The sequence below is a fragment of the Micromonospora sp. C95 genome (genome assembly GCF_018070465.1).
Classification (GTDB): domain Bacteria; phylum Actinomycetota; class Actinomycetes; order Mycobacteriales; family Micromonosporaceae; genus Micromonospora.
Map to the genome: position 1 here is coordinate 64,883 of NZ_JAGPXT010000015.1, position 25,006 is coordinate 89,888.

General features: G+C 69.9%; 24 protein-coding genes. 22 read left to right on the forward strand and 2 right to left on the reverse strand.

The window, feature by feature from the left end:
* Positions 1 to 11 precede the first annotated feature (11 nt).
* Together KBX00_RS18160 and KBX00_RS18165 are read right to left on the reverse strand one after the other, a co-directional pair.
* Positions 12 to 944: a serine hydrolase gene (locus KBX00_RS18160; RefSeq protein ID WP_210828553.1), complete on the reverse strand. Its 933-nt coding sequence runs from the start codon at positions 942 to 944 to the stop codon at positions 12 to 14.
* Entirely contained in the window at positions 944 to 1,921 is a 978-nt protein-coding gene (locus KBX00_RS18165) for a hypothetical protein (protein WP_210828555.1), read from the reverse strand. The genes KBX00_RS18160 and KBX00_RS18165 overlap by 1 nt, the downstream gene beginning before the upstream one ends.
* A 356-nt stretch (positions 1,922 to 2,277) precedes the next feature.
* On the opposite strand from KBX00_RS18165, the gene paaA reads away from it, so the two are divergent.
* The 22 genes from paaA (at position 2,278) to nuoL (ending at position 24,946) form a co-directional block, all read left to right on the forward strand.
* Positions 2,278 to 3,333 carry a 1,2-phenylacetyl-CoA epoxidase subunit PaaA gene (gene paaA / locus KBX00_RS18170; RefSeq protein WP_210828557.1) on the forward strand — a complete coding sequence of 352 codons (1,056 nt, stop codon included), beginning with the start codon at positions 2,278 to 2,280 and terminating at the stop codon, positions 3,331 to 3,333.
* The gene (paaB, locus tag KBX00_RS18175; RefSeq protein ID WP_210828559.1) at positions 3,330 to 3,617 is read left to right on the forward strand and encodes a 1,2-phenylacetyl-CoA epoxidase subunit PaaB; all 288 of its coding nucleotides are present in this window, start codon (positions 3,330 to 3,332) and stop codon (positions 3,615 to 3,617) included. Before paaA ends, paaB begins: the two co-directional genes overlap by 4 nt.
* Before the next feature lie 120 nt (positions 3,618 to 3,737).
* The gene (gene paaC, locus KBX00_RS18180) at positions 3,738 to 4,451 is read left to right on the forward strand and encodes a 1,2-phenylacetyl-CoA epoxidase subunit PaaC (RefSeq protein WP_210828647.1); all 714 of its coding nucleotides are present in this window, start codon (positions 3,738 to 3,740) and stop codon (positions 4,449 to 4,451) included.
* A gap of 4 nt (positions 4,452 to 4,455) precedes the next feature.
* Positions 4,456 to 4,932 (forward strand): 1,2-phenylacetyl-CoA epoxidase subunit PaaD, encoded by a 477-nt coding sequence (paaD, locus tag KBX00_RS18185; RefSeq protein WP_210828567.1) that lies wholly within the window; start codon positions 4,456 to 4,458, stop codon positions 4,930 to 4,932.
* Entirely contained in the window at positions 4,929 to 6,056 is a 1,128-nt protein-coding gene (gene paaE / locus KBX00_RS18190; protein WP_210828568.1) for a 1,2-phenylacetyl-CoA epoxidase subunit PaaE, read from the forward strand. The genes paaD and paaE overlap by 4 nt, the downstream gene beginning before the upstream one ends.
* Before the next feature lie 120 nt (positions 6,057 to 6,176).
* Positions 6,177 to 7,367, forward strand: a complete 1,191-nt coding sequence (mqnC, locus tag KBX00_RS18195; protein ID WP_210828569.1) for a cyclic dehypoxanthinyl futalosine synthase — start codon at positions 6,177 to 6,179, stop codon at positions 7,365 to 7,367.
* Positions 7,368 to 7,892: 525 nt separating this feature from the next.
* Entirely contained in the window at positions 7,893 to 9,077 is a 1,185-nt protein-coding gene (locus KBX00_RS18200; protein WP_210828571.1) for a cell wall anchor protein, read from the forward strand.
* 136 nt (positions 9,078 to 9,213) lie between these two features.
* Positions 9,214 to 9,924, forward strand: coding sequence for a demethylmenaquinone methyltransferase (locus tag KBX00_RS18205; RefSeq protein WP_210828573.1), 711 nt, complete (start codon positions 9,214 to 9,216; stop codon positions 9,922 to 9,924).
* Positions 9,925 to 10,002: 78 nt separating this feature from the next.
* On the forward strand, positions 10,003 to 10,212 hold the full coding sequence (locus KBX00_RS18210) for a hypothetical protein (RefSeq protein ID WP_210828574.1): 210 nt from the start codon (positions 10,003 to 10,005) through the stop codon (positions 10,210 to 10,212).
* Between the two features lie 189 nt (positions 10,213 to 10,401).
* Positions 10,402 to 11,676: a geranylgeranyl reductase family protein gene (locus tag KBX00_RS18215; RefSeq protein ID WP_210828575.1), complete on the forward strand. Its 1,275-nt coding sequence runs from the start codon at positions 10,402 to 10,404 to the stop codon at positions 11,674 to 11,676.
* Between the two features lie 108 nt (positions 11,677 to 11,784).
* On the forward strand, positions 11,785 to 12,150 hold the full coding sequence (locus KBX00_RS18220; protein ID WP_210828576.1) for an NADH-quinone oxidoreductase subunit A: 366 nt from the start codon (positions 11,785 to 11,787) through the stop codon (positions 12,148 to 12,150).
* A 13-nt stretch (positions 12,151 to 12,163) separates the two neighbouring features.
* The gene (locus KBX00_RS18225) at positions 12,164 to 12,841 is read left to right on the forward strand and encodes an NADH-quinone oxidoreductase subunit B family protein (RefSeq protein WP_117229654.1); all 678 of its coding nucleotides are present in this window, start codon (positions 12,164 to 12,166) and stop codon (positions 12,839 to 12,841) included.
* Entirely contained in the window at positions 12,838 to 13,569 is a 732-nt protein-coding gene (locus KBX00_RS18230) for an NADH-quinone oxidoreductase subunit C (protein ID WP_210828577.1), read from the forward strand. Before KBX00_RS18225 ends, KBX00_RS18230 begins: the two co-directional genes overlap by 4 nt.
* Positions 13,566 to 14,891: an NADH-quinone oxidoreductase subunit D gene (locus KBX00_RS18235; protein WP_210828578.1), complete on the forward strand. Its 1,326-nt coding sequence runs from the start codon at positions 13,566 to 13,568 to the stop codon at positions 14,889 to 14,891. The genes KBX00_RS18230 and KBX00_RS18235 overlap by 4 nt, the downstream gene beginning before the upstream one ends.
* A 109-nt stretch (positions 14,892 to 15,000) precedes the next feature.
* Positions 15,001 to 16,041, forward strand: a complete 1,041-nt coding sequence (gene nuoE / locus KBX00_RS18240) for an NADH-quinone oxidoreductase subunit NuoE (RefSeq protein WP_374225317.1) — start codon at positions 15,001 to 15,003, stop codon at positions 16,039 to 16,041.
* Complete coding sequence (nuoF, locus tag KBX00_RS18245) at positions 16,038 to 17,354, forward strand: NADH-quinone oxidoreductase subunit NuoF (RefSeq protein ID WP_210828580.1); 1,317 nt, start codon at positions 16,038 to 16,040, stop codon at positions 17,352 to 17,354. The genes nuoE and nuoF overlap by 4 nt, the downstream gene beginning before the upstream one ends.
* Positions 17,355 to 17,412: 58 nt before the next feature.
* The gene (locus KBX00_RS18250) at positions 17,413 to 19,908 is read left to right on the forward strand and encodes an NADH-quinone oxidoreductase subunit G (protein ID WP_210828582.1); all 2,496 of its coding nucleotides are present in this window, start codon (positions 17,413 to 17,415) and stop codon (positions 19,906 to 19,908) included.
* Positions 19,905 to 21,251 (forward strand): NADH-quinone oxidoreductase subunit NuoH, encoded by a 1,347-nt coding sequence (gene nuoH / locus KBX00_RS18255; RefSeq protein WP_210828584.1) that lies wholly within the window; start codon positions 19,905 to 19,907, stop codon positions 21,249 to 21,251. The genes KBX00_RS18250 and nuoH overlap by 4 nt, the downstream gene beginning before the upstream one ends.
* Position 21,252: 1 nt before the next feature.
* The gene (gene nuoI / locus KBX00_RS18260; protein WP_210828586.1) at positions 21,253 to 21,894 is read left to right on the forward strand and encodes an NADH-quinone oxidoreductase subunit NuoI; all 642 of its coding nucleotides are present in this window, start codon (positions 21,253 to 21,255) and stop codon (positions 21,892 to 21,894) included.
* Positions 21,891 to 22,661 carry an NADH-quinone oxidoreductase subunit J gene (locus tag KBX00_RS18265; RefSeq protein WP_204002606.1) on the forward strand — a complete coding sequence of 257 codons (771 nt, stop codon included), beginning with the start codon at positions 21,891 to 21,893 and terminating at the stop codon, positions 22,659 to 22,661. Before nuoI ends, KBX00_RS18265 begins: the two co-directional genes overlap by 4 nt.
* Positions 22,658 to 22,975, forward strand: a complete 318-nt coding sequence (gene nuoK / locus KBX00_RS18270; protein ID WP_013731028.1) for an NADH-quinone oxidoreductase subunit NuoK — start codon at positions 22,658 to 22,660, stop codon at positions 22,973 to 22,975. Before KBX00_RS18265 ends, nuoK begins: the two co-directional genes overlap by 4 nt.
* A 24-nt stretch (positions 22,976 to 22,999) precedes the next feature.
* Positions 23,000 to 24,946, forward strand: coding sequence for an NADH-quinone oxidoreductase subunit L (nuoL, locus tag KBX00_RS18275; protein WP_210828651.1), 1,947 nt, complete (start codon positions 23,000 to 23,002; stop codon positions 24,944 to 24,946).
* Positions 24,947 to 25,006 lie beyond the last annotated feature (60 nt).

Sequence of the window (25,006 nt, forward strand, 5' to 3'; positions counted from 1 at the left end):
TCGGCGCATGTTCAGGGGCGGGCGAGGAGGGCTTCGGTGATTTTTTCGCAGTTCTTCATGCCGTACTCGTAGCCCTTGTTGATCGGGTACTGGAGCATCACGCCCATGGTCCAGGTGTCGCCGATCGCCAGGCAGTTGACGTGGATCTCCTGCTCGCGGGTGCGGTCGACCCAGCCGTTCTTGATGGCGATCTTCTTCGCCTCGGCGGCCGGGAACGCCTTGCGGATGCCGAAGTCGCCGGCGCCGCGTACCTGACGCATCTCGTTGAGCAACCACTTGGTCCACTTCGGGCCGGCGGCGGTGCCGTCGGCGATGCAGTTGCCGAGGCGGGCGGTGTCCCGGGGGGAGAGTTCGGTACGACTCCAGCCGAGATCGCTTGACACCTTGCTGTCGGTCAGGTCGCAGGTGGACAGCAGCCGCTTGATCGAGGCGGACCTGCCGATCTGGGTGTAGAGCGCCTCGGTGCGGGTGTTGTCGCTGTCCCGGATGATCCGGGTCAGGTCGTCCAGCTTCCCGTCGCTCGGGGTCTGCCCGGCATCGGCGGTACGACGCAGATAGTCGGCGACGATCCAGGACTTGATCAGAGAGGCGGTGGTGCTGGTCTCGGCCATGTTCTCCGAGCCGATGATCTCGCCCGACCGGCGGTCCAGCACGCTCCACCCGTACCAGCCGTCGATGTCCAGGTCGATCTCCCTGGCCTCGAACGGCAGCGGCTCGGGCTCCGGCGACGGACTTGGTGACGGTGACGTCCGCACGCTGCGGTCGGTCAGGGCACCGTCCCTGGCGGCCGGTGACTCGCCCTGGCCCCACTGGGCGGCGGCGGTGGACTCGAAGGGTGAACCGGGCAGCAGGCGCAGCGACACCAGCACCAGCCCGATCAGTACGGCGGCGATGGCGATCAGACGCAGCGGCGATGTCTCGCCGTTGCGGCTGCGGCCGGCCATCAGAGCTTCCCGATCGGCTGCTGCGGCACCTTGAGGGCACCGCCGGGCTGCGGCGTCACCAACTGGCTCGCGACGCTGGCGCAGACGTCCGCTCCATAGTCGAGCTCGTACTTGAAGGGGTACCGCAGCATCACCGCGAGGCTCCACTTCTCGGTCACGGCCAGGCAGTTGACGTGCCAGTTCCCGTCGTAGGCGAGAGGGGTCCAGCCGTTCTTGATGCTGATCAGGCCCTGGCTGGTGATCGACTCCGGCAGGCCGTCGATGATGCCCCACCGGCCGCCGCCCTCGCGGGGCTTCTGGTCCTTGGCGGCGGTGCTGCCGCGAACCTTGCTCATCTCGGTGAGCAGCCACTTCGTCCACTTGGGCCCGGCGGCGGTGCCGTCGGCGATGCAGTCACCGAGGCGCACGGCGTCGCGCGGGGACATCCGGGTGAAGCTCCACCAACCCTCGTAGCCCTTGACGTTGCCGGGCTTGGTATCGGTGAGGCCGCACAGCTTGATCGCCGCCTTGAGCACCGGACCGGGCTGCCCGTTGGCCAAGGCTCGGTAGGAGCCACCTGCGGCGGCGTAGACCTTGTTGGCCGCGTCGTCGTTGCTGTCCCGGATGGCCGCGCTGGCCATCTTCTTCATGGCCGCGGGCGGCTCCTTGTCGCCGAGTTGACGCAGGTAGTCGGCGACGATCCAGGCCTTGAGCATCGACTCGGTCGAGCTGGTCGCGGCCATGTTCTTGGAGCCGGAGAGCTGGTCGGTCTCCCGGTCGAGCAGCGCCCAGGAGAAGAACTCGCCCTTGAAGTTCACCGACACCTTCCCGGCGGCCAGGGTCGGCGGCGGTGGCGGCGCGGGTGTGGGCGCAGCGACGCTCTCCGGGCTGGCCTCCGCCTCGCCGGCGGAAAGCCGGGCGTACGCGGCCGGTACCAGCATGACGCCGCCGAGTAGCACCGCCGTCACGGCGAGCACCATTGTCACGCGAGATCGCATGAGCGGGTGAGCTCCAGATGTCGGGGCCGGGGGGACCGGCTTGTTGCCAGGACTGACCGGTGCGGATCGCCGGACCGGGGGAAAACGGCCTGAGCTGGCGATCGTCGTCACCCGATCGGTGTGACGGGGGAAGTCTACGTGCGGATCGACGTTATGCCAGGACCCGACACCCGGCGACTCGCCGTGAAGGCGGGATAACGAACCGCTATGTGGTCGTTGCGAGGATTTGTCGCTGATTCGTGACCCAACTCATAGTTACCCCGGCCACTGATGGCGACCGGGAGATGACGGTGGGCAGTCCCGAATTTGTATGACACCCTCTGGCTTATTCAACCCCTAGCTGTAACACTGGGGGCATGTATGGCAATGACTTCCCGGGCGAGGACCCGCCCGGCGGGCTGCTCGGTGAGGTCGAGGCGGCGGAGGTGGCGTTGCGCGCGGCCGCGGCACGCGACCGTGGCGCCGCCGAGCCGGGTGGCGACCTGGCCGCCTACTTCGCCGAGGTCGTCGACGCCGACCAGAAGATCGAGCCCCGCGACTGGATGCCGGAGGCGTACCGGCGCACGTTGATCCGGCAGATCGCGCAGCACGCCCACTCCGAGATCATCGGCATGCAGCCGGAGGGCAACTGGATCAGCCGCGCACCGTCGCTCAAGCGCAAGGCGATCCTGCTGGCAAAGGTGCAGGACGAGGCCGGCCACGGCCTCTACCTCTACGCCGCGGCGGAGACCCTCGGCGTCAGCCGTGACGAGCTGGTCGACCTGCTGCTCAGCGGCCGGCAGAAGTACAGCTCGATCTTCAACTACCCGACGTTGAGCTGGGCCGACGTCGGGGCGATCGGCTGGCTCGTGGACGGCGCCGCGATCGTCAACCAGGTGCCGCTGTGCCGCTGCTCCTACGGCCCGTACGCCCGCGCCATGATCCGGGTCTGCAAGGAGGAGTCGTTCCACCAGCGTCAGGGCTACGAGATCCTGCACACCCTGGCGCACGGCACCCCGGCGCAGAAGGCGATGGCCCAGGACTCGGTGGACCGCTGGTGGTACCCGTCGCTGGCCATGTTCGGCCCGCCCGACGGCGACTCCACCCACTCCGCGCAGTCGATGGCCTGGAAGATCAAGCGGTTCTCCAACGACGAGCTGCGCCAGCGCTTCGTGGACATGTGCGTCGGTCAGGCCGAGGCGCTCGGGCTCCGCATTCCCGACCCGGAGCTGCGCTGGAACGACGACCGCCAGGCGTACGACTTCACCCAGCCGGACTACGACGAGCTGATGCAGGTGATCAACGGCAACGGGCCGTGCAACCGGCAGCGGATGGAGCACCGGCGCCGCGCCCACCGCGAGGGCGCCTGGGTGCGCGAGGCGGCCACGGCGTACGCCGCCAAGCGTGCGGAGAAGGAGAAGGTGGCAGCGTGAGCCGGCAACACACCCCGCTCTGGGAGGTCTTCGTCCGGGCCCGACGCGGGCTGGCGCACACCCACGTCGGCAGCCTGCACGCGCCCGACGCGGAACTGGCCCTGCACAACGCCCGTGATCTGTACACCCGACGTCAGGAGGGCGTGTCGATCTGGGTGGTGCCGGCGAGCGCCATCACCGCGTCCAGCCCCGACGAGAAGGACGCCTTCTTCGACCCGGCCGCCGACAAGGTCTACCGCCATCCCACCTTTTACGAGGTCCCAGACGGGGTGGCTCACCTGTGAGCGCGAGGAGTGAGCCGGGTTTGCGAGCCCCGCAGTCGCGAACGGAAATGGCCCTGTGAGCGCGAGGAGTGAGCCGGGTTTGCGAGCCCCGCAGTCGCGAACGGAAATGGCCCTGTGAGCATGGACTTCGCCCTCGCCCTCGGCGACGACGCGCTCATCGCGGCGCAGCGGCTGGCCGAGTGGACCACCCGGGCACCGGAGATGGAGGAGGACGTCGCGCTGGCCAACATCGCCCTCGACCAGCTCGGTGCCGCCCGCCTCCTGCTCTCGTACGCGGGTGAACTGGAGGGCGCCGGCCGGGACGAGGACACGTTGGCGTACCTGCGCGACGACCGGGAGTTCCGCAACTGCCTGCTGGTCGAGCTGCCCAACGGTGACTTCGCGGTGACCATGGCGAAACTGCTCGTGCTGGCCGCCTACCAGGTGCCGCTCTACACCGCCCTGGCCGCCTGCCCCGACGAGCGGCTGGCCGCCATCGGGGCCAAGGCCCGCAAGGAGTCCGCGTACCACCTCGACCACGCCGCGTTGTGGGTGAAGCGGCTGGGCGACGGGACCGAGGAGTCGTACCGCCGGATGCAGGCCGGCATCGACCAGATCTGGCCGTACGCCGACGAACTGTTCGCGGCGTGGCCGGACGCGCCGGTCGACCCGGCGACCCTGCGGTCCGAGTTCGACGACACGGTGACCGCCGTGCTCGCCGAGGCGACCCTCACCGTCCCCGAGGTCGCCTGGACGCCGGCCGGTGGGCGCGACGGCGTGCACACCGAACACCTGTCGTACCTGCTCGCGGAGATGCAGGTGCTGCACCGCGCCCATCCCGGGGTCCGCTGGTGAGCCGATGAGCCGGGCACGGGCGGCGGTGGCGGCGGTGGTGGATCCGGAGATCCGGGTGGTCACCATCGACGATCTCGGCATCCTGCGATCGGTGCTGGAGGACCCGGCCACCGGTCGGGTGGTGGTGACGATCACCCCCACCTACACCGGCTGCCCGGCGATGGACGTCATCCGGGCCGACATCCGGCGGGCCCTGGCCGCCGCCGGTCATCCGGACGCCGAGGTGCGTACGGTGCACAGCCCGGCCTGGAGCACCGACTGGATCAGCGACGCCGGACGGGCCAAGCTGGCCGCCGCCGGTATCGCCCCACCCGCTCCGGTCCGGCGCGACGGCGTCGTTCCGCTCACCCTGACGGTGCGCTGCCCACACTGCGGCTCGCCGGAGACCGAGCAGCTCAGCCGCTTCGGCTCCACCGCGTGCAAGGCGCTGTGGCGTTGCCGCTCCTGCTCCGAACCCTTCGACCAGGTGAAGGCCCTGTGACTGTCACCATCACCCGCCCGGTCCGCCGTCGACCGGCGTTCCACCCGCTGCCCGTCGTCGCCGTGGACCGGCTCACCGCCGATGCCGTCGCGATCACCTTCGCGGTACCGGAGGAACTGCGCGAGACCTTCGCGTTCCGTGCCGGCCAGCACCTGACCGTACGCCTGCCGGCCGCAGCCGTTGCCGAGGACGGTGACGGCGGCCGGGACGTGCGCCGTTCGTACTCGATCTGCTCCACGCCGGCGGAGCTGGCGCGGCACGGGCGGTTGCGGATCGGCGTGCGGGAGATTCCGGGCGGGGCCTTCTCCGGCTACGCCTGTGGGGCGCTACGGCACGGTGACACCATCGAGGTGTTACCGCCGCTGGGGCACTTCACCACGGCCTACCGACCGGACCGGGCGCGCCACTATGGCGCGGTGGTCGCCGGTTCGGGCATCACCCCGGTGCTGTCGCTGGTCGCCACCGCGCTGGCCGTCGAACCGGCCAGCACCTTCACGCTCGTGTACGGCAACCGGACCGCCGGCAGCGTGATGTTCGCCGAGGAACTCGCCGAGCTGAAGGACCGCCACCCGACCCGGCTGCACCTGGTGCACGTGCTCTCCCGCGAACAGGGCGATTCGCCGCTGCTGTCGGGTCGGATCGACGCGGAGCGGCTGGGTCGGCTGCTGGAGACCATCGTGCCCGGCCAGGCGATCGAGGAGTGGTTCCTCTGCGGCCCGTACGGACTCGTGGTGGACGCTCGTGCGGTGCTGACCGCGCGAGGTGTGGCGGAGTCGGCGGTGCACACCGAGCTGTTCCACGTTGACGCGCCGCCCGAGCCGGTGCGCCATAGCGACGAAGTGTCCGGCGGTACCGATGTGACGATCATGCTCGACGGACGCTCGTCGAGCTTCACCATGCGCCGCGGCGAACGGGTGCTGGACGCGGCGCTGAAGGTCCGCGGCGAGCTGCCGTACGCCTGCAAGGGTGGGGTCTGCTCGACCTGCCGGGCGAAGGTCGTCTCCGGCGAGGTCGAGATGGCCCGCAACTACGCCCTGGAACCCGACGAGGTGGCTGCCGGTTACGTGCTGACCTGCCAGTCCAGCCCGCTCACCGACACCCTCTCCATCGACTACGACGCGTGACGCTGGTGGGGGCAACGGCGGAGATCCTGGCTCTGCATGTGCGGGGTGTGGGTGCGGGCCGCGTCACGGCTCGGAACACCCCTGGGGGCAAGTACCGGTGAGCGGCGTACGCTCGGGGGCGTGACGTTGAACCGGGAGATCGACGACATCCTGCAGCGCGGTGCCGACGGCGGGCGGATCACGCCCGAGGAGGCCCTGCTGCTCTACACCGACGCCCCCTTCCACGCTCTCGGCGAGGCGGCGGACGCGGTCCGCCGGCGGCGGTACCCGGACAACATCGTCACGTACCTGATCGACCGCAACATCAACTACACGAACGTCTGCGTGACGGCCTGCAAGTTCTGCGCCTTCTACCGGGCGCCGAAGCACAAGGAAGGGTGGACCCACCCGACCGAGGAGATCCTGCGTCGCTGCGGCGAGGCGGTCGAGCTGGGCGCCACCCAGGTCATGCTCCAGGGCGGCCACCACCCGGACTACGGCGTGGAGTACTACGAGGAGTTGTTCTCCTCGGTCAAGAAGGCGTACCCGCAGCTCGCGATCCACTCGATCGGGCCGAGCGAGATCCTGCACATGGCCAAGGTCTCCGGGGTGAGCCTGGACGAGGCGATCGCCCGGATCAAGGCCGCCGGGCTGGACTCGATCGCCGGTGCGGGCGCCGAGATGCTGCCGCAGCGACCCCGCACGGCGATCGCGCCACTGAAGGAGTCGGGCGAGCGCTGGCTGGAGGTCATGGAGCTCGCGCACCGGCAGGGTGTCGAGTCGACCGCGACGATGATGATGGGGACCGGCGAGACCGCCGCCGAGCGGATCGAGCACCTGCGGATGATCCGCGACGTGCAGGACCGTACGCGGGGCTTCCGGGCCTTCATCCCGTGGACGTACCAGCCGGAGAACAACCACCTCAAGGGCCGCACCCAGGCGACGACCCTGGAGTACCTGCGGCTGGTGGCGGTGTCCCGGCTGTTCTTCGAGACCGTGCCGCACCTGCAGGCGTCCTGGCTGACCACCGGCAAGGACGTCGGTCAGCTGGCGCTGCACATGGGGGTCGACGACCTCGGGTCGATCATGTTGGAGGAGAACGTCATCTCCTCGGCAGGGGCCCGGCACCGGTCCAACCTGCACGAGCTGATCGGGATGATCCGTTCCGCCGACCGGATCCCCGCCCAGCGGGACACGCTCTACAACAGACTCGCCGTGCACCACACGCCCGACGACGATCCGAGCGACGACCGGGTGGTCTCGCACTTCTCGTCGATCGCCCTGCCCGGCGGCGGTGCCGGCCGCTCGCTGCCCCTGGTCGACGCCCGCTGACCGACGCACGCTGACCGACGCCCGGTCCCAGCGGAAGCGACGGACGCCGGCTGGCCACCAGGACCGCCTCATCCGCCGCTAGAGCCGCGAGTTGCGGCATCCCAGGCCCTCCCCACCGGCCGGTAGCCGCGAGTTGCGGTGTCTTGGGCCTTCACAGCGGCGGGACGGCGCGAGTTGCGGCATCCCGGGTCTTCGATGCGGCGGGCGGCGTCGTCGGGTGGTGGGGGCGGTGACCGGCGAGAGATCACTAGGCGTCATTACGGTTCCGGCGTTGAGTGACAGGGGTGACTCGATCGGTTGTCAGCCGAACGGCTCGGGTGGATCATCCATCCGGTCCGAAGCGCTGGGCCGCCACGGTCAGGCGCCGGGGCGCGACCAGGTAGCAAGACCCATCAATCCGGACAATCCTTAAGTTGCCATTAGCTGAGCAGCTTGTGACGGGTGTGTTCCAGGGTGGCGCGGGTGATCGCTGACCGCTAACGTCCCCGCCCGTACGCTTCCTACATCCCACGGGGAGACACCTTCATGATTTTCCGTAACCGGGCTGCCGCGTTCCTGGGGGCCGGCACCGCCGGCGTCCTCGCGGCCGGCGCCTTCGCCGCCCCGGCTCTGGCGGACGACAGCGCGGACCTCGCCATCAAGGCGACCGGAACCACGATCGCGGTCGGTGCGCCGGGCAAGGACGCCAGCGTCTCGCTGCTGAACAAGAGCAAGGTCGACGCCAAGGGCGTGCTCGTCGCCCTCGACATCAGCAAGCTGAAGACGTCCCTCGTCGACATCGACGAGAGCGGCTGCAACCCGCGCGAGGACGGCTGGATCCTCTGTGGCATCGAGGGTGACACCATCCGCGCCGGCGAGGACGTCGACTGGTTCTTCCCGTTGACCCGCAAGGGCAAGGAGGTCGGTCCGGCCGGCTCCATCACCGCGGTGATCCTGCACGACGGCCCGGACCCGGACGAGTCCGACAACGTGGTGACCGTGGACGTCAAGGTCGAGGGCACCGGTCCGGACCTGACCGTCGTCGCCGACGACGTCCGTAAGGCCGTCAAGGTCGAGGGTGGCACGATCACCGAGGTCGGCGACCTGTACGCGGGCAACACCGGCCAGCTCATCTACGGCGCCTTCAACCAGGGTGACCAGGCCGCCAGGGGTCTGCGCATCGAGGTGCAGCTGCCCAAGGGCGCGACCTTCGCGGAGAAGGAGCCGGACTGCACCTACAACGCCGCGATGACCTCGCTGACCTGCGAGTACGACAAGGCCGTCCTCATCCCCGCCGCGCAGGACACCGACGGTGACGACCTGTACTCCGGTGCTCGCTTCTACAACCTGGTGAAGGTCGCCGACGGTGTGAAGCCGAGCAGCCTCACCGGTGGCAAGGTCACCATCGACTCGCTGTCGGTGCAGGAGGCCCCCAGCATCCTCCGGTCCGCCGCCACCTCGGCCCTGCCGGAGAACGCCACGGGCGTCGCGGGCAACGACGTCGACCCGAGCGACAACACCGACGACTTCGCGGTGGTCGTGGCCGCCAAGGGTGGCTCCGGTGGTGGCGACAACGGTGACGGCCCCGGCCTGCCGGTCACCGGTGTGCAGGTTGGCCTGATCGGTGGTGTCGGCGCGGGTGTGCTGGCCGCCGGTGTGGCCATGTTCCTGGTCGCCCGCCGTCGCCGGGTGGTCCTGGTGACCCCGGGTGACGAGAAGACGAACGCCTGAGGTTCGTCCTCTATCGGCCCGCGCGGGCCGTTCACATAACGCACCGCAGTGAGGGCGGGATGGGTGACCATCCCGCCCTCACTGTGTGCCTCGACCCTGCCCGGGCGTTCGACCGCCGGGCTGGCAGAGTGAAGGGGTGAGCCGTACCCCGCAGGGCCAGCGCGCCAGTCTGGACAAGCAGCCGCACGAGGTCGCCGCGATGTTCGACGGTGTCGCGGCCCGTTACGACCTGACCAACACCGTCCTCTCCTTCGGCCAGGACCGGTTCTGGCGGCGGGCCACCCGCGCCGCGCTCGCCCTGCGACCGGGCGACCGGGTGCTGGACGTGGGCGCGGGCACCGGCGTCTCCACCGCGGAACTCGCCCACTCCGGGGCGTACGCGGTCGGCGCCGACCTGTCCCTCGGCATGCTTCACGCCGGCAAGCGCACCCGCCCGCAGGTGCCGCTGCTGGCCGGGGACGCCCTGCGGCTGCCCTTCGCCGACGCCAGTTTCGACGCGGTGACCATCTCCTTCGCGTTGCGCAACGTCAGCGACACCGATGCCGCGCTGGCTGAGCTGGCCCGGGTGACCCGTCCGGGCGGCCGGCTGGTGGTCTGCGAGTTCAGTACCCCGGTCAATCCCGCGTTCCGCACCATCTATCTGTCGTACCTGATGCGCTCGCTGCCGGCCGTGGCCCGCACGGTCTCCAGCAACCCCGACGCGTACGTCTATCTCGCCGAGTCGATCCGGGCCTGGCCGGACCAGCCGGCACTGGCGGCGCGGGTGGCCGCGGCGGGCTGGGGTCGGGTGGCGTGGCGCAACCTGACCGGCGGCGTGGTGGCCCTGCACCGCGCGGTGCGGAGGTGAGCGTGGCTTCACCGCGGTAACCCGCTCATTTAGGGGAATAAGGCGATTATGTCGCCTTTGCGGCTTAAGCTGGCCGACATGACGGATCCGAAGAATGTGGCCATCGGGGATGCCGCAGAGCTTGTCGAACAGCTCAAAGGGCTGGCCGGAGCGGATCCCGCCGACGTGCGCCAGGTGGTCACCGAGGTGCTCGCGGCCCTGGACCGGGCCGCCGGTGGCACCTTGCGTGAGCAACTGCCCGAGACCATCCGGGCCGGCCTGGACGGCGCCGCTGCGGCGCGCCACTGAGTGCCGCTCGCGAGCGCCGATCGGCGCATGTCAAAGGAGCCCCTGCCCTACCTGAGGCGTCGATCGGGCGGCCTTCCCGGCGTCCAGCAGGTTAGGTCGACCTAACAAGGCGAGCTTACGGCGTCGGTCATAGACTCGTCCCGGCTGGCTTGTGAAGCATTTCACGAGCAGGGCGGGGAGGAGGCGCTAATGACCGCGGTGGAGAACGACGCCGACGTGATCGTCGTGGGCGCCGGTCCCGGTGGTTCGGCGACCGCGTACCACCTGGCTCGGCACGGCGTACGCGTGCTGCTGCTGGAGAAGACCGAGTTTCCCCGGGAGAAGGTCTGTGGCGACGGGCTGACCCCGCGCGCGGTGCGGCAGCTCGTCCGGATGGGGGTGGACACCTCCCCCGAGGCCGGCTGGCTGCACAACCGTGGCCTGCGGGTGATCGGTGGCGGTGTCCGGCTGGAGCTGGACTGGCCGGATCTGGCCAGCTTCCCGAGTTACGGCCTGGTGCGCACCCGACTCGACTTCGACGACCTGCTGGCCCAGCGCGCGGTGGCCGCCGGGGCCAAGCTGCGGACCAACGTGAACGTCATCGGACCGGTGCTGGACGGCGACGGTCGGGTGATCGGGGTGCAGGGCGAGGACGGGCCGGACAAGGCGCCGATCACCTTCCACGCCCCGCTGGTGGTGGCCGCGGACGGCGTCTCGGGCCGGTTCCCGCTCGCCCTCGGGCTGGCCAAGCGGGAGGACCGCCCGATCGGTGTCGCCGTCCGGCGCTACTACCGCTCCGAGGCCCGTCACGACGACGACTACCTGGAGTCCTGGCTGGAGCTGCGGGCCAAGGACACGAACGAACTGCTGCCCGGGTACGGCTGGATCTTCGGCCTCGGTGACGGCCGGGTCAACGTCGGGCTCGGCATCCTCAACTCGTCCTCGGCCTTCGGCAAGACGAACTACCGGCGGCTGCTCACCGACTGGCTGGCCAACACGCCGCCGGAGTGGGGGATGACCGACGAGGCCAACGCCGAGGGCTCGATCCTCGGCGCCGCCCTGCCGATGGGGTTCAACCGGGTGCCGCACTACACCCGGGGGGTCATGCTGGTCGGCGACTCGGGCGGCATGGTCAACCCGTTCAACGGCGAGGGCATCGCGTACGCGATGGAGTCCGGCGAACTGGCCGCGGAGGTCGCGGTCCAGGCGCTCGCCCGACCGGCCGGCGTCGAGCGGGAGCGGGCCCTGATGGCGTACCCGCAGGAGTTGAAGACCCGGTTCGGCGGCTACTACCGGCTGGGCGGGGTCTTCGTGAAGCTGATCGGCCGGCCGGAGATCATGCGCGTCGCGACGAAGCACGGCATGCCACACCCCACGCTCATGCGCTTCGTGCTCAAGCTGCTGGCCAACCTCACCGACCCGCGTGGCGGTGACGCGATGGACCGGGTGATCAATGCGATGACCCGGGTCGCGCCGGCCGTGTAGGGGCGCGGAGCAGGCAAGGTCCACCCCCGCCGGAGGGCGCGGGGTGGGATGTGAATAGTGTGAAATTCGCCAACCACCGAGGGCAGGGAAGGACGAGCAGGAGAAAATATGTCGCTCTCGCCTTACGTACCCATCATCGGGCTGTTCGCCCTCGCCGCGGGTTTCGCGCTGTTCTCGATAGCCGCCGCCCGGTTCGCCGGCCCCCACCGCTACAACAGGGCCAAGCTCGAAGCCTACGAGTGTGGGATCGAGCCTAGCCCGCAGCCGATCGGCGGCAGCCGGTTTCCGGTCAAGTTCTACCTGACGGCGATGCTCTTCATCGTCTTCGACGTGGAGATGATCTTCCTGTACCCGTGGGCGGTCTCCTTCGACATCCTGCCGGTCTTCGGGTTCGTCGCCATGTTGGTGTTCATCGGTGCCGTCTTCGTCGCGTACGCCTACGAGTGGCGACGCGGCGGCCTGGACTGGGACTGAGGAAGGAACCGCTATGGGTATCGAGGAGAAACTCCCCGCCGGTGTCCTGCTCACCTCGGTGGAGAAGCTGGTCAACTGGTCGCGCAAGTCGTCGGTCTGGGGCGCCACGTTCGGCCTGGCCTGCTGCGCGATCGAGATGATGGCCGCCGGTGGTCCGCACTACGACATGGGTCGCTGGGGCATGGAGGTCTTCCGGGCCTCGCCCCGGCAGGCCGACCTGATGATCGTCGCCGGCCGGGTGAGTCAGAAGATGGCCCCGGTGCTGCGCCAGATCTACGACCAGATGGCCGAGCCCCGCTGGGTGCTCTCCATGGGCGTCTGCGCCAGCAGCGGCGGCATGTTCAACAACTACGCCATCGTGCAGGGCGTCGACCACGTCGTACCGGTCGACATGTACCTCCCGGGCTGCCCGCCCCGGCCGGAGATGCTCATCGACGCGATCCTCAAGCTGCGCGAGAAGATCGGCCACGAGCCACTCGGCCCGAACGGTCGCAAGATGCTTGCCGCCCGCGAGGCGCGCGGTGACGTGCCGGTGGTGCCGTACGGCTCGATGCCGTCGTCGTACCGCAACGACAAGGCCCGGCGGGCCGAGTGGACGAAGGCCGTCCGCGAGGGCCGCGAGGAGCAGTTGCGGATCGAGAACTGGATGAAGGCCCAGAACCACCTCCACCCGTACGGGGGGATCAAGTGACTGACGACAAGCCGACCACCGGCGGCGTGCCGGTCCCGGTGACGCCGGCCGGCGCGACCAGCGGCGCGCCCGCCGAGTTCCCGCCGGCCGCACCGGCCGGTCGGGGCATGTTCGGCAACCAGGGCACCGGTGACGTCTCCGGATTCGGCGGACTGGTCCGCCAGCACCGCGAGATCGAGGACTCACCCCGACCGTACGGCGGCTACTTCGACGAGGTACGGGATGCGCTGGAGGAGGCGTACCCGGCGTTCGGCGAGGCGATCGAGAAGGTCGTGGTCGACCGGGGTGAGCTGACCCTGCACATCCGCCCGGAGCGGATCGCCGAGGTCTGCCAGGTGATGCGGGACGACCCGGCGCTGCGTTTCGAGCTGTGCTCGTCGGTGTCCGGCGTGGACTACCTGGGCGCCGACGAGCGCCGGCTGCACGTCGTCTACCAGCTCACCTCGATGACCTACCGGCGCCAGGTCCGGCTGGAGGCCGCCGTGAGCGCCGAGGAACCGCACCTGCCCAGCGTCACGAGCGTCTACCCGACCGCCGACTGGCAGGAGCGGGAGGCGTACGACATGTTCGGTGTCGTCTTCGACGGTCACCCGGCGCTGACCCGGATCCTCATGCCGGACGACTGGGAGGGTCACCCGCAGCGCAAGGACTACCCCCTCGGCGGCGTGCCCGTGGAGTACAAGGGCGCCGAGATCCCGCCGCCCGACAAGCGGAGGTCTTACCAATGACCGGGTCGAACTACGCCACCGAGCGCGAGACGACCGAGGGCCGGGTCTTCACCGTCACCGGTGGGGACTGGGACGACGTCGTCGCCGGCGTCGATCCGATCAACGAGGGTCGGATCGTCGTCAACATGGGCCCGCAGCACCCGTCCACGCACGGCGTGCTCCGGCTGATCCTCGAGCTGGAGGGCGAGACGGTCCGGGAGGCCCGCTCGGTCGTCGGCTACCTGCACACCGGCATCGAGAAGAACCTGGAGTACCGCAACTGGGTGCAGGGTTCGACCTTCGTGACCCGGATGGACTACCTCTCGCCGATCTTCAACGAGACGGCGTACTCGCTGGCCGTGGAGAAGCTGCTCGGCATCACCGACGACGTCACCGAGCGGGCCAACACCATCCGGGTGCTCATGATGGAGCTGAACCGGATCTCCTCCCACCTGGTCTGGCTGGCCACCACCGGCATGGAGCTGGGCGCGATCTCGATCATGCTCTACGGCTTCCGGGAGCGCGAGTACATCCTGGAGATCTTCGAGCTGATCACCGGCCTGCGGATGAACCACGCGTACGTCCGGCCGGGCGGCGTCGCCCAGGACGTGCCGGACGAGGCGATCGTCAAGATCCGTGAGTTCCTCAAGGTGATGCCGAAGCGCCTCAAGGAGTACGAGGACCTGCTCTCCGGCCAGCCGATCTGGTTGGAGCGGACGCAGAACGTGGCGGTGCTCGACGTGACCGGCTGCCTGGCCCTCGGGGTCACCGGCCCGGTGCTCCGCTCCGCCGGCCTGGCCTGGGACCTGCGCAAGACCATGCCGTACTGCGGCTACGAGACGTACGAGTTCGACGTGCCGACCCACCCCGACGGCGACGTCTGGGGCCGCTACCTGGTCCGGCTGGCCGAGATCCGCGAGTCGTTGAAGCTTGTCGAGCAGGCGCTGGACCGGCTCAAGCCGGGCCCGGTGATGGTGGCCGACAAGAAGATCGCCTGGCCGGCACAGCTGGCCATCGGCGTCGACGGCATGGGCAACTCGCTGGAGCACGTCGCGAAGATCATGGGCCAGTCGATGGAGTCCCTGATCCACCACTTCAAGCTGGTGACGGAGGGCTTCCGGGTGCCGCCGGGCCAGGTGTACGTGGCGATCGAGTCGCCGCGTGGCGAGCTGGGCGTGCACGCCGTTTCCGACGGTGGGACCCGGCCGTACCGGGTGCACTACCGGGAACCGAGTTTCGTCAACCTCCAGGCCCTGCCGGCGATGGCCGAGGGTGGCCTGATCGCCGACGTGATCGCCGGCGGCGCCTCACTGGACCCTGTCATGGGAGGTTGTGACCGGTGAGCGCGAGGAGTGAGCTTGCGAGCCCCATCCGCCCGCGCGAGGAGAGAGCGGAGCGAGCCCCGCAGTCGCGGGCAGACGCCGGTGCAGTCGGGAACGGAAGGCGACGCTGATGACTGTCTTCACCGATGAGACGCGGACCCGGGCGCGGGAGATCATCGCCCGCTACCCGGCGGACCGGTCCCGTTCGGCCCTGCTGCCGCTGCTGCACCTGGTGCAGGCCGAGGAGGGCTACGTCTCCCCGGCCGGTGTGGCGTTCTGCGCAGAGGTGCTCGGCCTGAACAAGGCCCAGGTCGGCGCGGTGGCCAGCTTCTACACCATGTACAAGCGCCGGCCGACCGGTGACTGGCTGGTGAGCGTCTGCACCAACACCATGTGCAATGTGCTCGGTGGCCAGGAGGTCTACGACACCCTCGCCGAGCACCTGGGCGTCGGGCACGACGAGACCACCGGCGACGGCAAGATCACGCTGGAGCACGCGGAGTGCCTGGCGGCCTGCGACTACGGCCCGGTGATGACCGTCAACTACGACTTCTTCGACGGAGTCGACCCGCAGACCGCGGTCGGCGTGGTCGACGAGCTGCGCGCCGGTGGCCGGCCCACGCCGAGCCGGGGTGCCCGCCTCTGCACGCTCAAGGAGATGGCGGTCCAGCTCGCCGGCTTCGCCGACGAGCGGGAGGGTGCCGTCGCCGACGGGGTGCCGGGCGAGCCGACGCTGCGCGGTCTGCGCCTGGCCCAGCAGCACGGCATCTCGGCACCGGGCTTCGACCCGAACACCCCGATCCGCAGCGGCAAGGCAGGCGACAAGCCCGCGCCGGCGACCCCGGCGAAGGCCGCGCCGACCGGCAGCACCGCACCCGACGTCGCGGCACCGGACCGCAAGTCGCCGCAGGTGCGTACCGCCGAGACCCGGCAGCCGGACGCGAAGACCGCGGTCCCGGACGCTCCCGGCACCAAGGTCCCCGTTGACGGGCAGCCGCCTGCGGCGGGCGACGCCCGGGCGGCGGAGGCCGCCGGCGCGGCGGCCAACAAGCCGGCGGGTGACGCCAAGCCGGCCGGCGACGACACCGGGGCGCAGGAGCGCAACCTCAGGGAAGCGGAGTCCAACGGCGGTGGCCAGGACTCCGCACACGACAAGGGGGCTCAGAAGTGACCACGCCTGCGCCGGAGACCCTGGCCAAGTTGACGCCCGTGCTCACCAAGCGCTGGCTGTCCCCGGACGCCTGGCGGATCGCCACCTACGAGAAGCTGGACGGCTACGCGGCGCTGCGCAAGGCGATCAAGGCACACCCGGACGACCTGATCCAGTTGGTGAAGGATTCCGGGCTGCGCGGTCGCGGCGGCGCGGGCTTCCCCACCGGTCTCAAGTGGGGCTTCATCCCGCAGGGTGACGGCAAGCCGCACTACCTCGTGGTCAACGCCGACGAGGGTGAGCCCGGCACCTGCAAGGACCTGCCGCTGATGACCCACGACCCGCACTCGCTGGTCGAGGGGGTCATCATCGCCTCGTACGCGATCCGGGCCAGCCGGGCCTACATCTACATCCGGGGCGAGGCGGTGCACGCCGCCCGCCGGCTGCGCAACGCGGTGAACGAGGCGTACGCCAAGGGCTACCTGGGGCGGGACATCCTCGGCTCGGGCTTCGACCTGGACCTGGTGGTCCACTCGGGCGCCGGCGCGTACATCTGCGGCGAGGAGACGGCGCTGCTGGACTCCCTGGAGGGGTTCCGAGGCCAGCCCCGGCTGCGCCCGCCGTTCCCGGCCACCCACGGGCTGTACGCCAGCCCCACGGTGGTCAACAACGTGGGCACCATCGCCAGCGTGCCGTACATCGTGCTGGGCGGCGCAGACTGGTGGAAGTCGATGGGCACCGAGAAGTCCGCCGGCCCGATGATCTACTCCCTCTCCGGCCGGATCGCCAACCCCGGCCAGTACGAGTGCGGCCTCGGCATCACCCTGCGCGAGCTGATCGAGCTGGCCGGCGGGATGCAGCCGGGACACAACCTGAAGTTCTGGACCCCGGGCGGATCGTCGACCCCGCTGCTCACCGCCGAGCATCTGGACGTGCCGTTGGACTTCGAGGGGGTGGCCGCCGCCGGCTCGATCCTCGGCACCACGGCCACGCAGATCTTCTCCGACCAGGACTGCCCGGTCTACGCGACCTACCGGTGGCTGGAGTTCTACCACCACGAGTCGTGCGGCAAGTGCACCCCGTGCCGGGAGGGGAACTACTGGATGGTCCGGGTGTACCGGCGCATCCTGGCCGGCCAGGGCACCCAGGACGACCTGGACACCCTGCTCGACACCTGTGACAACATCCTCGGCCGCTCGTTCTGCGGCCTGGGTGACGGTGCCACCAGCCCGGTGACCTCGTCGCTGAAGTACTTCAAGCAGGACTACCTCGACTACATCGAGGGACGTACCGCGCCGAAGTTGTCCGACAAGCAGTTGGTGGGAGCCCACTGATGCGAGTGCGAGGAGTGAGCGGAGCGAGCCCCGCAGCCGCGAGCGAAAGGCGAGCACTGTGACGGACGTTGCCAAGCCGACCGAGACGGTCACCCTCACCATCGACGGCGTCGAGGTCACCGCCCCCAAGGGGGCGCTGCTGATCCGGGTCGCCGAGCAGCTGGGCACCGAGATCCCCCGGTTCTGCGACCACCCGCTGCTGGCCCCGGCCGGGGCCTGCCGGCAGTGCCTGGTGGAGGTGGAGGGGCAGCGCAAGCCCGTCGCCTCCTGCACCCAGACGGTCGCCGACGGCATGGTGGTCCGCACCCAGCTCACCTCCCCGGTCGCCAAGAAGGCGCAAGAGGGGATCATGGAGCTGCTGCTGGTGAACCACCCGCTCGACTGCCCGATGTGTGACAAGGGCGGCGAATGCCCGCTGCAGAACCAGGCGATGTCGACCGGTCGCACCGACTCCCGGTTCCACGAGCACAAGCGGGAGTACCCGAAGCCGCTGCCGATCAGCACCCAGGTGCTGCTCGACCGCGAGCGGTGCGTGCTCTGCCAGCGGTGCACCCGGTTCTCCGAGGAGATCGCGGGCGACAAGTTCATCGACCTGATGAACCGCTCCTCCGCCGAGGAAATCAACATCTACCGGGACGAGGACTACGGAACCGAGGGCGAGGACGGCGACGTCCCGTTCAACTCGTACTTCTCCGGCAACACCGTGCAGATCTGCCCGGTCGGCGCGCTCACCGGCACCCAGTACCGCTTCCGGGCCCGCCCGTTCGACCTGGTCTCCAGCCCGAGCGTGTGCGAGCACTGCTCGGCCGGCTGTGCCCAGCGCACCGACTGGCGCCGGGGCAAGGTGCAGCGCCGGCTGGCCGGCGACGACCCCCAGGTCAACGAGGAGTGGAACTGCGACAAGGGGCGGTGGGGCTTCCAGTACGCCCGCGCCGCCGACCGGCTCACCACCCCGCTGGTACGCGACGAGCACACCGGCGAACTGCGGGAGGCCTCCTGGAGCGAGGCGCTCAGCGTGGCCGCCGAAGGGCTGCGCGCCGCCCGGGACACCGGTCAGGGAGCCGGGGTGCTCACCGGCGGTCGACTGACCGTCGAGGACGCGTACGCGTACGCCAAGTTCGCCCGGGTCGCGCTGCACACCAACGACATCGACTTCCGGGCCCGCCCGGTCTCCCGTGAGGAGGCCGACTTCCTGGCCAGCACGGTCGCCGGCGGCACCGACGTGACCTACACCGACGTGGAGAACGCGCCGGCGGTGGTGCTTGTCGGCCTGGAGCCGGAGGAGGAGTGCCCGATCCTCTTCCTGCGACTGCGCAAGGCGTACCTGAAGAACAGACTGAAGGTGTACGCGATCGCCCCGTTCGCGACCCGTGGCCTGGAGAAGCTCGGCGCCAAGCTGGCCCGGGTGGTGCCGGGCGAGGAGGCCGGGGTGCTCGCCGAGCACGCCACGGTCGCCGAGGCGCTCAGTGCCGAAGGGGCGATCCTGATCGTCGGCGAGCGGCTGGCCACCGTCCCGGGTGGCCTCTCCGCCGCCGCCGAGGTGGCCGCGCGTACCGGCGCGAAGCTGGCCTGGGTGCCGCGACGCGCGGGTGACCGTGGCGCGGTCGACACCGGCTGCCTGCCCAACCTGCTGCCCGGCGGTCGCCTGGTCACCGAGCCGGCGGCCCGGGCCGAGTTGGGCGAGGCGTGGGACATCCCGGCCGGGGTGATCCCGAGCCAGGGCGGCCGGGACACCGACGCGATCCTCACCGCCGCCGCCGGGGGTCAGCTCGGTGCGCTCGTGGTGGCCGGGGTGGATCCGGCCGACCTGGCCGACCCGCGCCTGGCCGAGCAGGCCCTGGACGCGGTGCCGTTCCTGGTCAGCCTGGAGTTGCGGGCCAGCGCCGTCACCCGCCGGGCGGACGTGGTCCTCCCGGTTGCGCCGGTGGTGGAGAAGGCCGGCAGCTTCCTGGACTGGGAAGGCCGGCTGCGCCCGTTCGACGCGGTGCTGGACACCGCCGCGATGACCGACGGTCGGGTGCTCGACGCGCTGGCCGCTCAGCTGGGCGTGCGGTTGGGCACCGGGGACGTGCTGACCGTCCGGCGTGAGCTGGGCAGTCTGCCGGTGACCCGGGTGAGCCGCCCGGCCGCTCCCACGGTGCAGCCGGGGTCGGTGCCCCAGCCGGGTGCCGGCGAGGCGGTGCTGGCGACCTGGCACCAGCTGATCGACCTGGGCAGCCTCACCGACGGCGACGAGCACCTCGGCGGCACCGCCCGCCCGCCGGTGGTCCGGCTGGGCAAGGGCAGTGCGGAGGCGCTCGGCGTCGCCGACGGCGACCCGGTCACGGTCGGCACCGACCGGGGTGCGCTGACCCTGCCGGCGGCGATCACCGAGATGCCGGACGGTGTGGTCTGGCTGCCCACCAACTCGCCAGGTGCGACCGTGCGGCGCACCCTGGGTGCCGCCTCCGGCGCGGTGGTACGGATCTCCGTACCCGCGACCACCGAGCCGGTCGCCGCCGACGCGGCGGGCCGGCCGGGTCCGATCCTCAACTCCTCCGGGGGTGTCGCATGATCCCGCTGGCGCAGGCGCCGTCGCTTGGCGACTTCGGCCACGACCCGTGGTGGCTGATCCTCGGCAAGATTGTCTTCGCGTTCGTGGTGGCACTGCTCGGCACGCTGCTCGGCGTGTGGTTCGAGCGGCGGGTCGTCGGCTTCATGCAGGTCCGGCCCGGGCCGAACCAGCTCGGCCCGTTCGGCCTGCTGCAGACGCTCGCCGACGGCCTCAAGATGGCCTTCAAGGAGGACATCCTCCCGCGCTCGGCGGACAAGGTCATCTACTTCTTCGCTCCGGCCATCTCGGTGATCTGCGCGGTCACCGCGCTGTCGGTGATCCCGTTCGGCCCGATGGTGAGCGTCTTCGGCCACCAGACGCCGTTGCAGGTCACCGACGTGCCGGTCGCGGTGCTCGTGGTGCTCGCTCTCTCGTCGATGGCGGTCTACGGCATCGTGCTCGCCGGCTGGGCCTCGGGCTCGACCTACCCGCTGCTCGGCGGCCTGCGGTCCGCCGCCCAGCTGATCTCCTACGAGGTGGCGCTGGGCCTGTCCATCGTGGCGGTGTTCATGCTCGCCGGCACGATGTCCACGAGTGAGATCGTGGCCGCCCAGGGCAGCACGACCCAGCTGACCCTGTTCGGCGCCGACATCCAGACCCCCGGCTGGTACGCGCTGCTGCTCTTCCCGAGCTTCATCGTCTTCTTCATCTCCATCGTCGGCGAGACCAACCGGCCGCCGTTCGACCTGCCGGAGGCGGAGTCGGAGCTGGTGGCCGGCTTCATGACCGAGTACAGCTCGCTCAAGTTCGCGCTGATCATGCTCAGCGAGTACGTCGCGATGGTGACCATGTCGGCCTTCACCGTCACGCTCTTCCTGGGCGGCTGGCACGCGCCGTGGCCGATCACCATCTGGTCGGGGGCCAACTCCGGCTGGTGGCCGCTGCTCTGGTTCTTCGGCAAGGTCATCCTGCTGGTCTTCGTCTTCGTCTGGCTGCGCGGCACGCTGCCCCGGCTGCGGTACGACCAGCTGATGCGCTTCGGCTGGAAGGTGCTCATCCCGATCAGCCTGGTCTGGATCGTGGTTCTCGCCGGCCTGCGCACCATCGACGACTGGGACACCGAGAGCCGGATGTACGCCATCGGCATCCCGGCCGGCATCGTGCTGCTCGCCGCGCTGTTCTGGCCGAGCCGCAAGCCGGCACCGAAGCCGACGCTCGTCGAGCAGGTCGACAACCGGCCGCCGGGCAGCTTCCCGCTGCCCCCGATGGATCTCCAGGTACCACCGAGCCCGCGCACCCGGCGCATGGTCGCCGAGCGGGAGCCGGCAAACGCTCCCGCCGGCCAGGACTCTGAGGAGGTGTGACGTGGGCGCGATCACCGGAACGTTCAAGGGCTTCGGGGTCACCTTCTCGCACATGTTCAGGAAGGTCGTCACCACCGACTACCCGTTCACCCCGCCGAAGCCGGCGCCGCGCTACCACGGGCGGCACATCCTCAACCGGCACCCGGACGGGCTGGAGAAGTGCATCGGCTGCGAGCTGTGCGCCTGGGCCTGCCCGGCGGACGCGATCTACGTCGAGGGTGGCGACAACACCGACGAGCAGCGCTTCTCGCCGGGTGAGCGGTACGCCAGCGTCTACCAGATCAACTATGCCCGCTGCATCTTCTGCGGGCTGTGCATCGAGGCCTGCCCGACCCGCTCGTTGACCATGAGCAACGAGTACGAGCTGGCCCGGGACAACCGCCAGGACCTGATCTTCACCAAGGAGCAGTTGCTGGCGCCGCTGCTGCCGGGGATGGAGCAGCCGCCGCACCCGATGCGGCTGGGCGACAGCGAGAAGGACTACTACGTCGGCAGCCTCACCAACCCGGGCACCTCCGCCGGGGCGGAGCGCTCCCCGATGGGGCCGGGCCGCTACCAGGTGGACGAGCATCCGGGCGTCACCTTCCCCGGTGCCGAGCAGGCTGCCGCGCGGGCCGAGGCGGAGAAGGGGGAGTCGGCATGAGCACCTCGACGCTGCTCGCCGCCTCCGGTGCGGTCTCCGGCGGCGAGGCGGTGACCTTCTGGATCCTCGCTCCGCTCGCGCTGGCCGGAGCGATCGGCATGGTCGCTGCCCGCAACGCGGTGCACTCGGCGCTGTGGCTGGTGCTGACCATGCTCAGCCTCGGGGTGTTCTACGTGCTCCAGGCGGGACCGTTCATCGGCATGGTGCAGATCATCGTCTACACCGGCGCGATCATGATGCTCTTCCTGTTCGTGCTGATGCTCGTCGGCCGTGAGGCGTCCGACTCCCTTATCGAGGTGTTGCGCGGCCAGCGGATCGCCGCGATCGGGCTGGGTCTCGGTTTCGCCGGCCTGCTCGGCAGCGGGGTCTACCGGGCCACGCAGGGCAGCACCCCGGTCGGCCTGGAGCAGGCCAACGCGGGCGGCAACGTCGAGGGCATCGCCCGGCTGCTCTTCACCGACTACGTCTTCGCCTTCGAACTCACCGCGGCGCTGCTGATCACCGCCACCATCGGCGGCATGATCCTCGCGCACGTCGAGCGGCGCAAGGAGGACAAGCGCGACCAGGTGGCCACCATGAAGGCCCGCTTCGCGCCCGGCAACTACCCCGGCCCGAAGCCCGGCCCGGGTGTCTTCGCCACCTCCTCGTCGGTCGCCACCCCGGCCCGCCTGCCGGACGGGCGGCTGAGCGACCGCAGTACGCCGGACATCCTGCCGGTGCGGGAGCTGACCGCCGAGGAGACCACGCTGAAGGGCACTGAGAAATGAGTGACTTCTTCTCGGTCGAGCCGAACTACTACCTGGTCCTCGCCGCGGTGCTGTTCACCATCGGCGCCGCCGGGGTGCTGGTCCGGCGCAACGCGATCGTGCTGTTCATGTGTGTCGAGCTGATGCTCAACGCGGCCAACCTGGCGCTGGTCACCTTCAGCCGGATGAACGGTGACCTCAACGGCCAGATCATGGCGTTCTTCGTGATGGTGGTGGCGGCGGCCGAGGTCGTGGTCGGGTTGGCCATCATCATGGCGATCTTCCGCACCCGACGCTCCGCCAGCGTCGACGACGCCAACCTGCTGAAGTACTAGAGGGGCCCACCGGTGGACGAAATCATGACGTACGCCCAGGCTGCTCCGGCCGAGACCGTCTCGTACGCGACGGCGGACGGGCTGCTGAGCAGCGTCTGGCTGCTGGTGGCCATCCCGTTGGTCAGCGCGGCGATCCTGCTGCTGCTGGGCCGGCGGGCCGACCGGTGGGGGCACTGGCTCGGGGTGGCCGCCGTCGGCGCGGCCTTCCTGCTCGGCCTGAGCTACTTCCTCGGCCTGCGCGGCTTGGAGAACCGGTCGGTCGAGCTGAGCCTCTGGGACTTCATCGCGGTCGGCGGCCTGCACGTGGACTTCGGTCTGCTGTTCGATCCGCTGGCCGGGGTCTTCGTCCTGCTGATCACCGGTGTGGGCTTCCTGATCCACCTGTACGCGGTCGAGTACATGGCGCACGACGAGCGCCGCCGGCTGTTCTTCGCGTACTTCAACCTGTTCATCGCGGCCATGTTGCTGCTGGTGCTCGGCAACAACTACGTGATGCTCTACTTCGGCTGGGAGGGCGTCGGTCTGGCGTCGTACCTGCTGATCTCCTTCTGGTACACCAAGCCGGCCGCGGCCACCGCCGGTAAGAAGGCGTTCCTGATGAACCGGGTCGGCGACGCCGGCCTGGCCATCGCGATCTTCATCATGTTCGCCACCCTCGGCACCACCCAGTACGACGAGGTGTTCAACGGGATCGGCGCGCTGGCCGGCGGTACCGTGCTGGTGCTCGGCGTGCTGCTGCTGCTCGGCGCGGCCGGCAAGTCCGGCCAGTTCCCGCTCCAGGCGTGGTTGCCGGACGCGATGGAGGGCCCGACCCCGGTGTCGGCGCTGATCCACGCCGCGACGATGGTCACCGCCGGCGTCTACCTGATCGCCCGTTCCAACATCATCTTCTCGGCGAACGCCACGTTGCAGCTGGTGGTGGTGAGCGTCGGTGCGCTGACCCTGCTCATCGGCGCGATCATCGGCTGCGCCAAGGACGACATCAAGCGGGTGCTGGCCTGGTCCACGGTCAGCCAGATCGGCTACATGTTCCTCGGCGTCGGGCTGGGTGGCGCGGCGTACGCGCTGGCCATCGTGCACCTGCTGGCGCACGGCTTCTTCAAGGCCAACATGTTCCTCGGTGCCGGCTCGGTCATGCACGGCATGAAGGACCAGGTGGACATCCGCCGCTTCGGTGGCCTGTCGAAATACATGAGGATCACCTGGTTGACCTTTGGTGCGGGCTGGCTGGCCATCATCGGCATGTTCCCGTTCTCCGGATACTTCTCCAAGGAGCCGATCATCGCCGCCGCCTTCGAGCGGGAGGGGTGGACGGCCTGGCTGTTCGGTGGGGCGGCGGTGCTCGGTGCCGCGTTGACCGCCTTCTACATGACCCGGCTGTTCGTGCTCACCTTCCACGGGCCGAAGCGGTGGACCGAGGACATCGAGCACCCGCACGAGTCCCCGGCGCTGATGACGATCCCGCTGGTCCTGCTCGGCATCGGCTCGCTGGGTGCGGGTTGGCTGCTGGCCACGTCCGTGCCGGACTGGCTGACCACCACCGCCGGGCTCGGCACGGCCGAGGCGCACCACGACGCGGTGCTGCCGCACTGGGCGATCGTGGCGCTGTCGCTGGGGGTCACCGTGCTCGGTGCGCTGCTCGGCTGGTTCCTGTTCCGCAACGGGACGGCGACCGCGCCGCAGCCGGCCGGGGTGCTTGTCACCGCCGCCCGCAAGAACCTCTACACCGACGCGGTGAACGAGGCGGTCTTCGAGAAGCCGGGCATCTTCCTCACCCGGGCGCTTGTCTACCTCGACAACCGGGGCATCGACGGGCTGATCAACGGCCTGGCCGCGGGCGTCGGCGGCGGATCGGGTCGACTCCGGCGGTTGCAGACCGGCTTCGTCCGGTCGTACGCCACCTCGATCCTGACCGGCGCGTTGCTGGTGGTGGCCGCCTTCCTGGCCGTACAGGCGGGGTGGTTCGCGTGATCGACCTCTTGAGGCTGTCGGCCTCACAGGCGGCCGTCGCCGGCGGACCGCACAGTGACG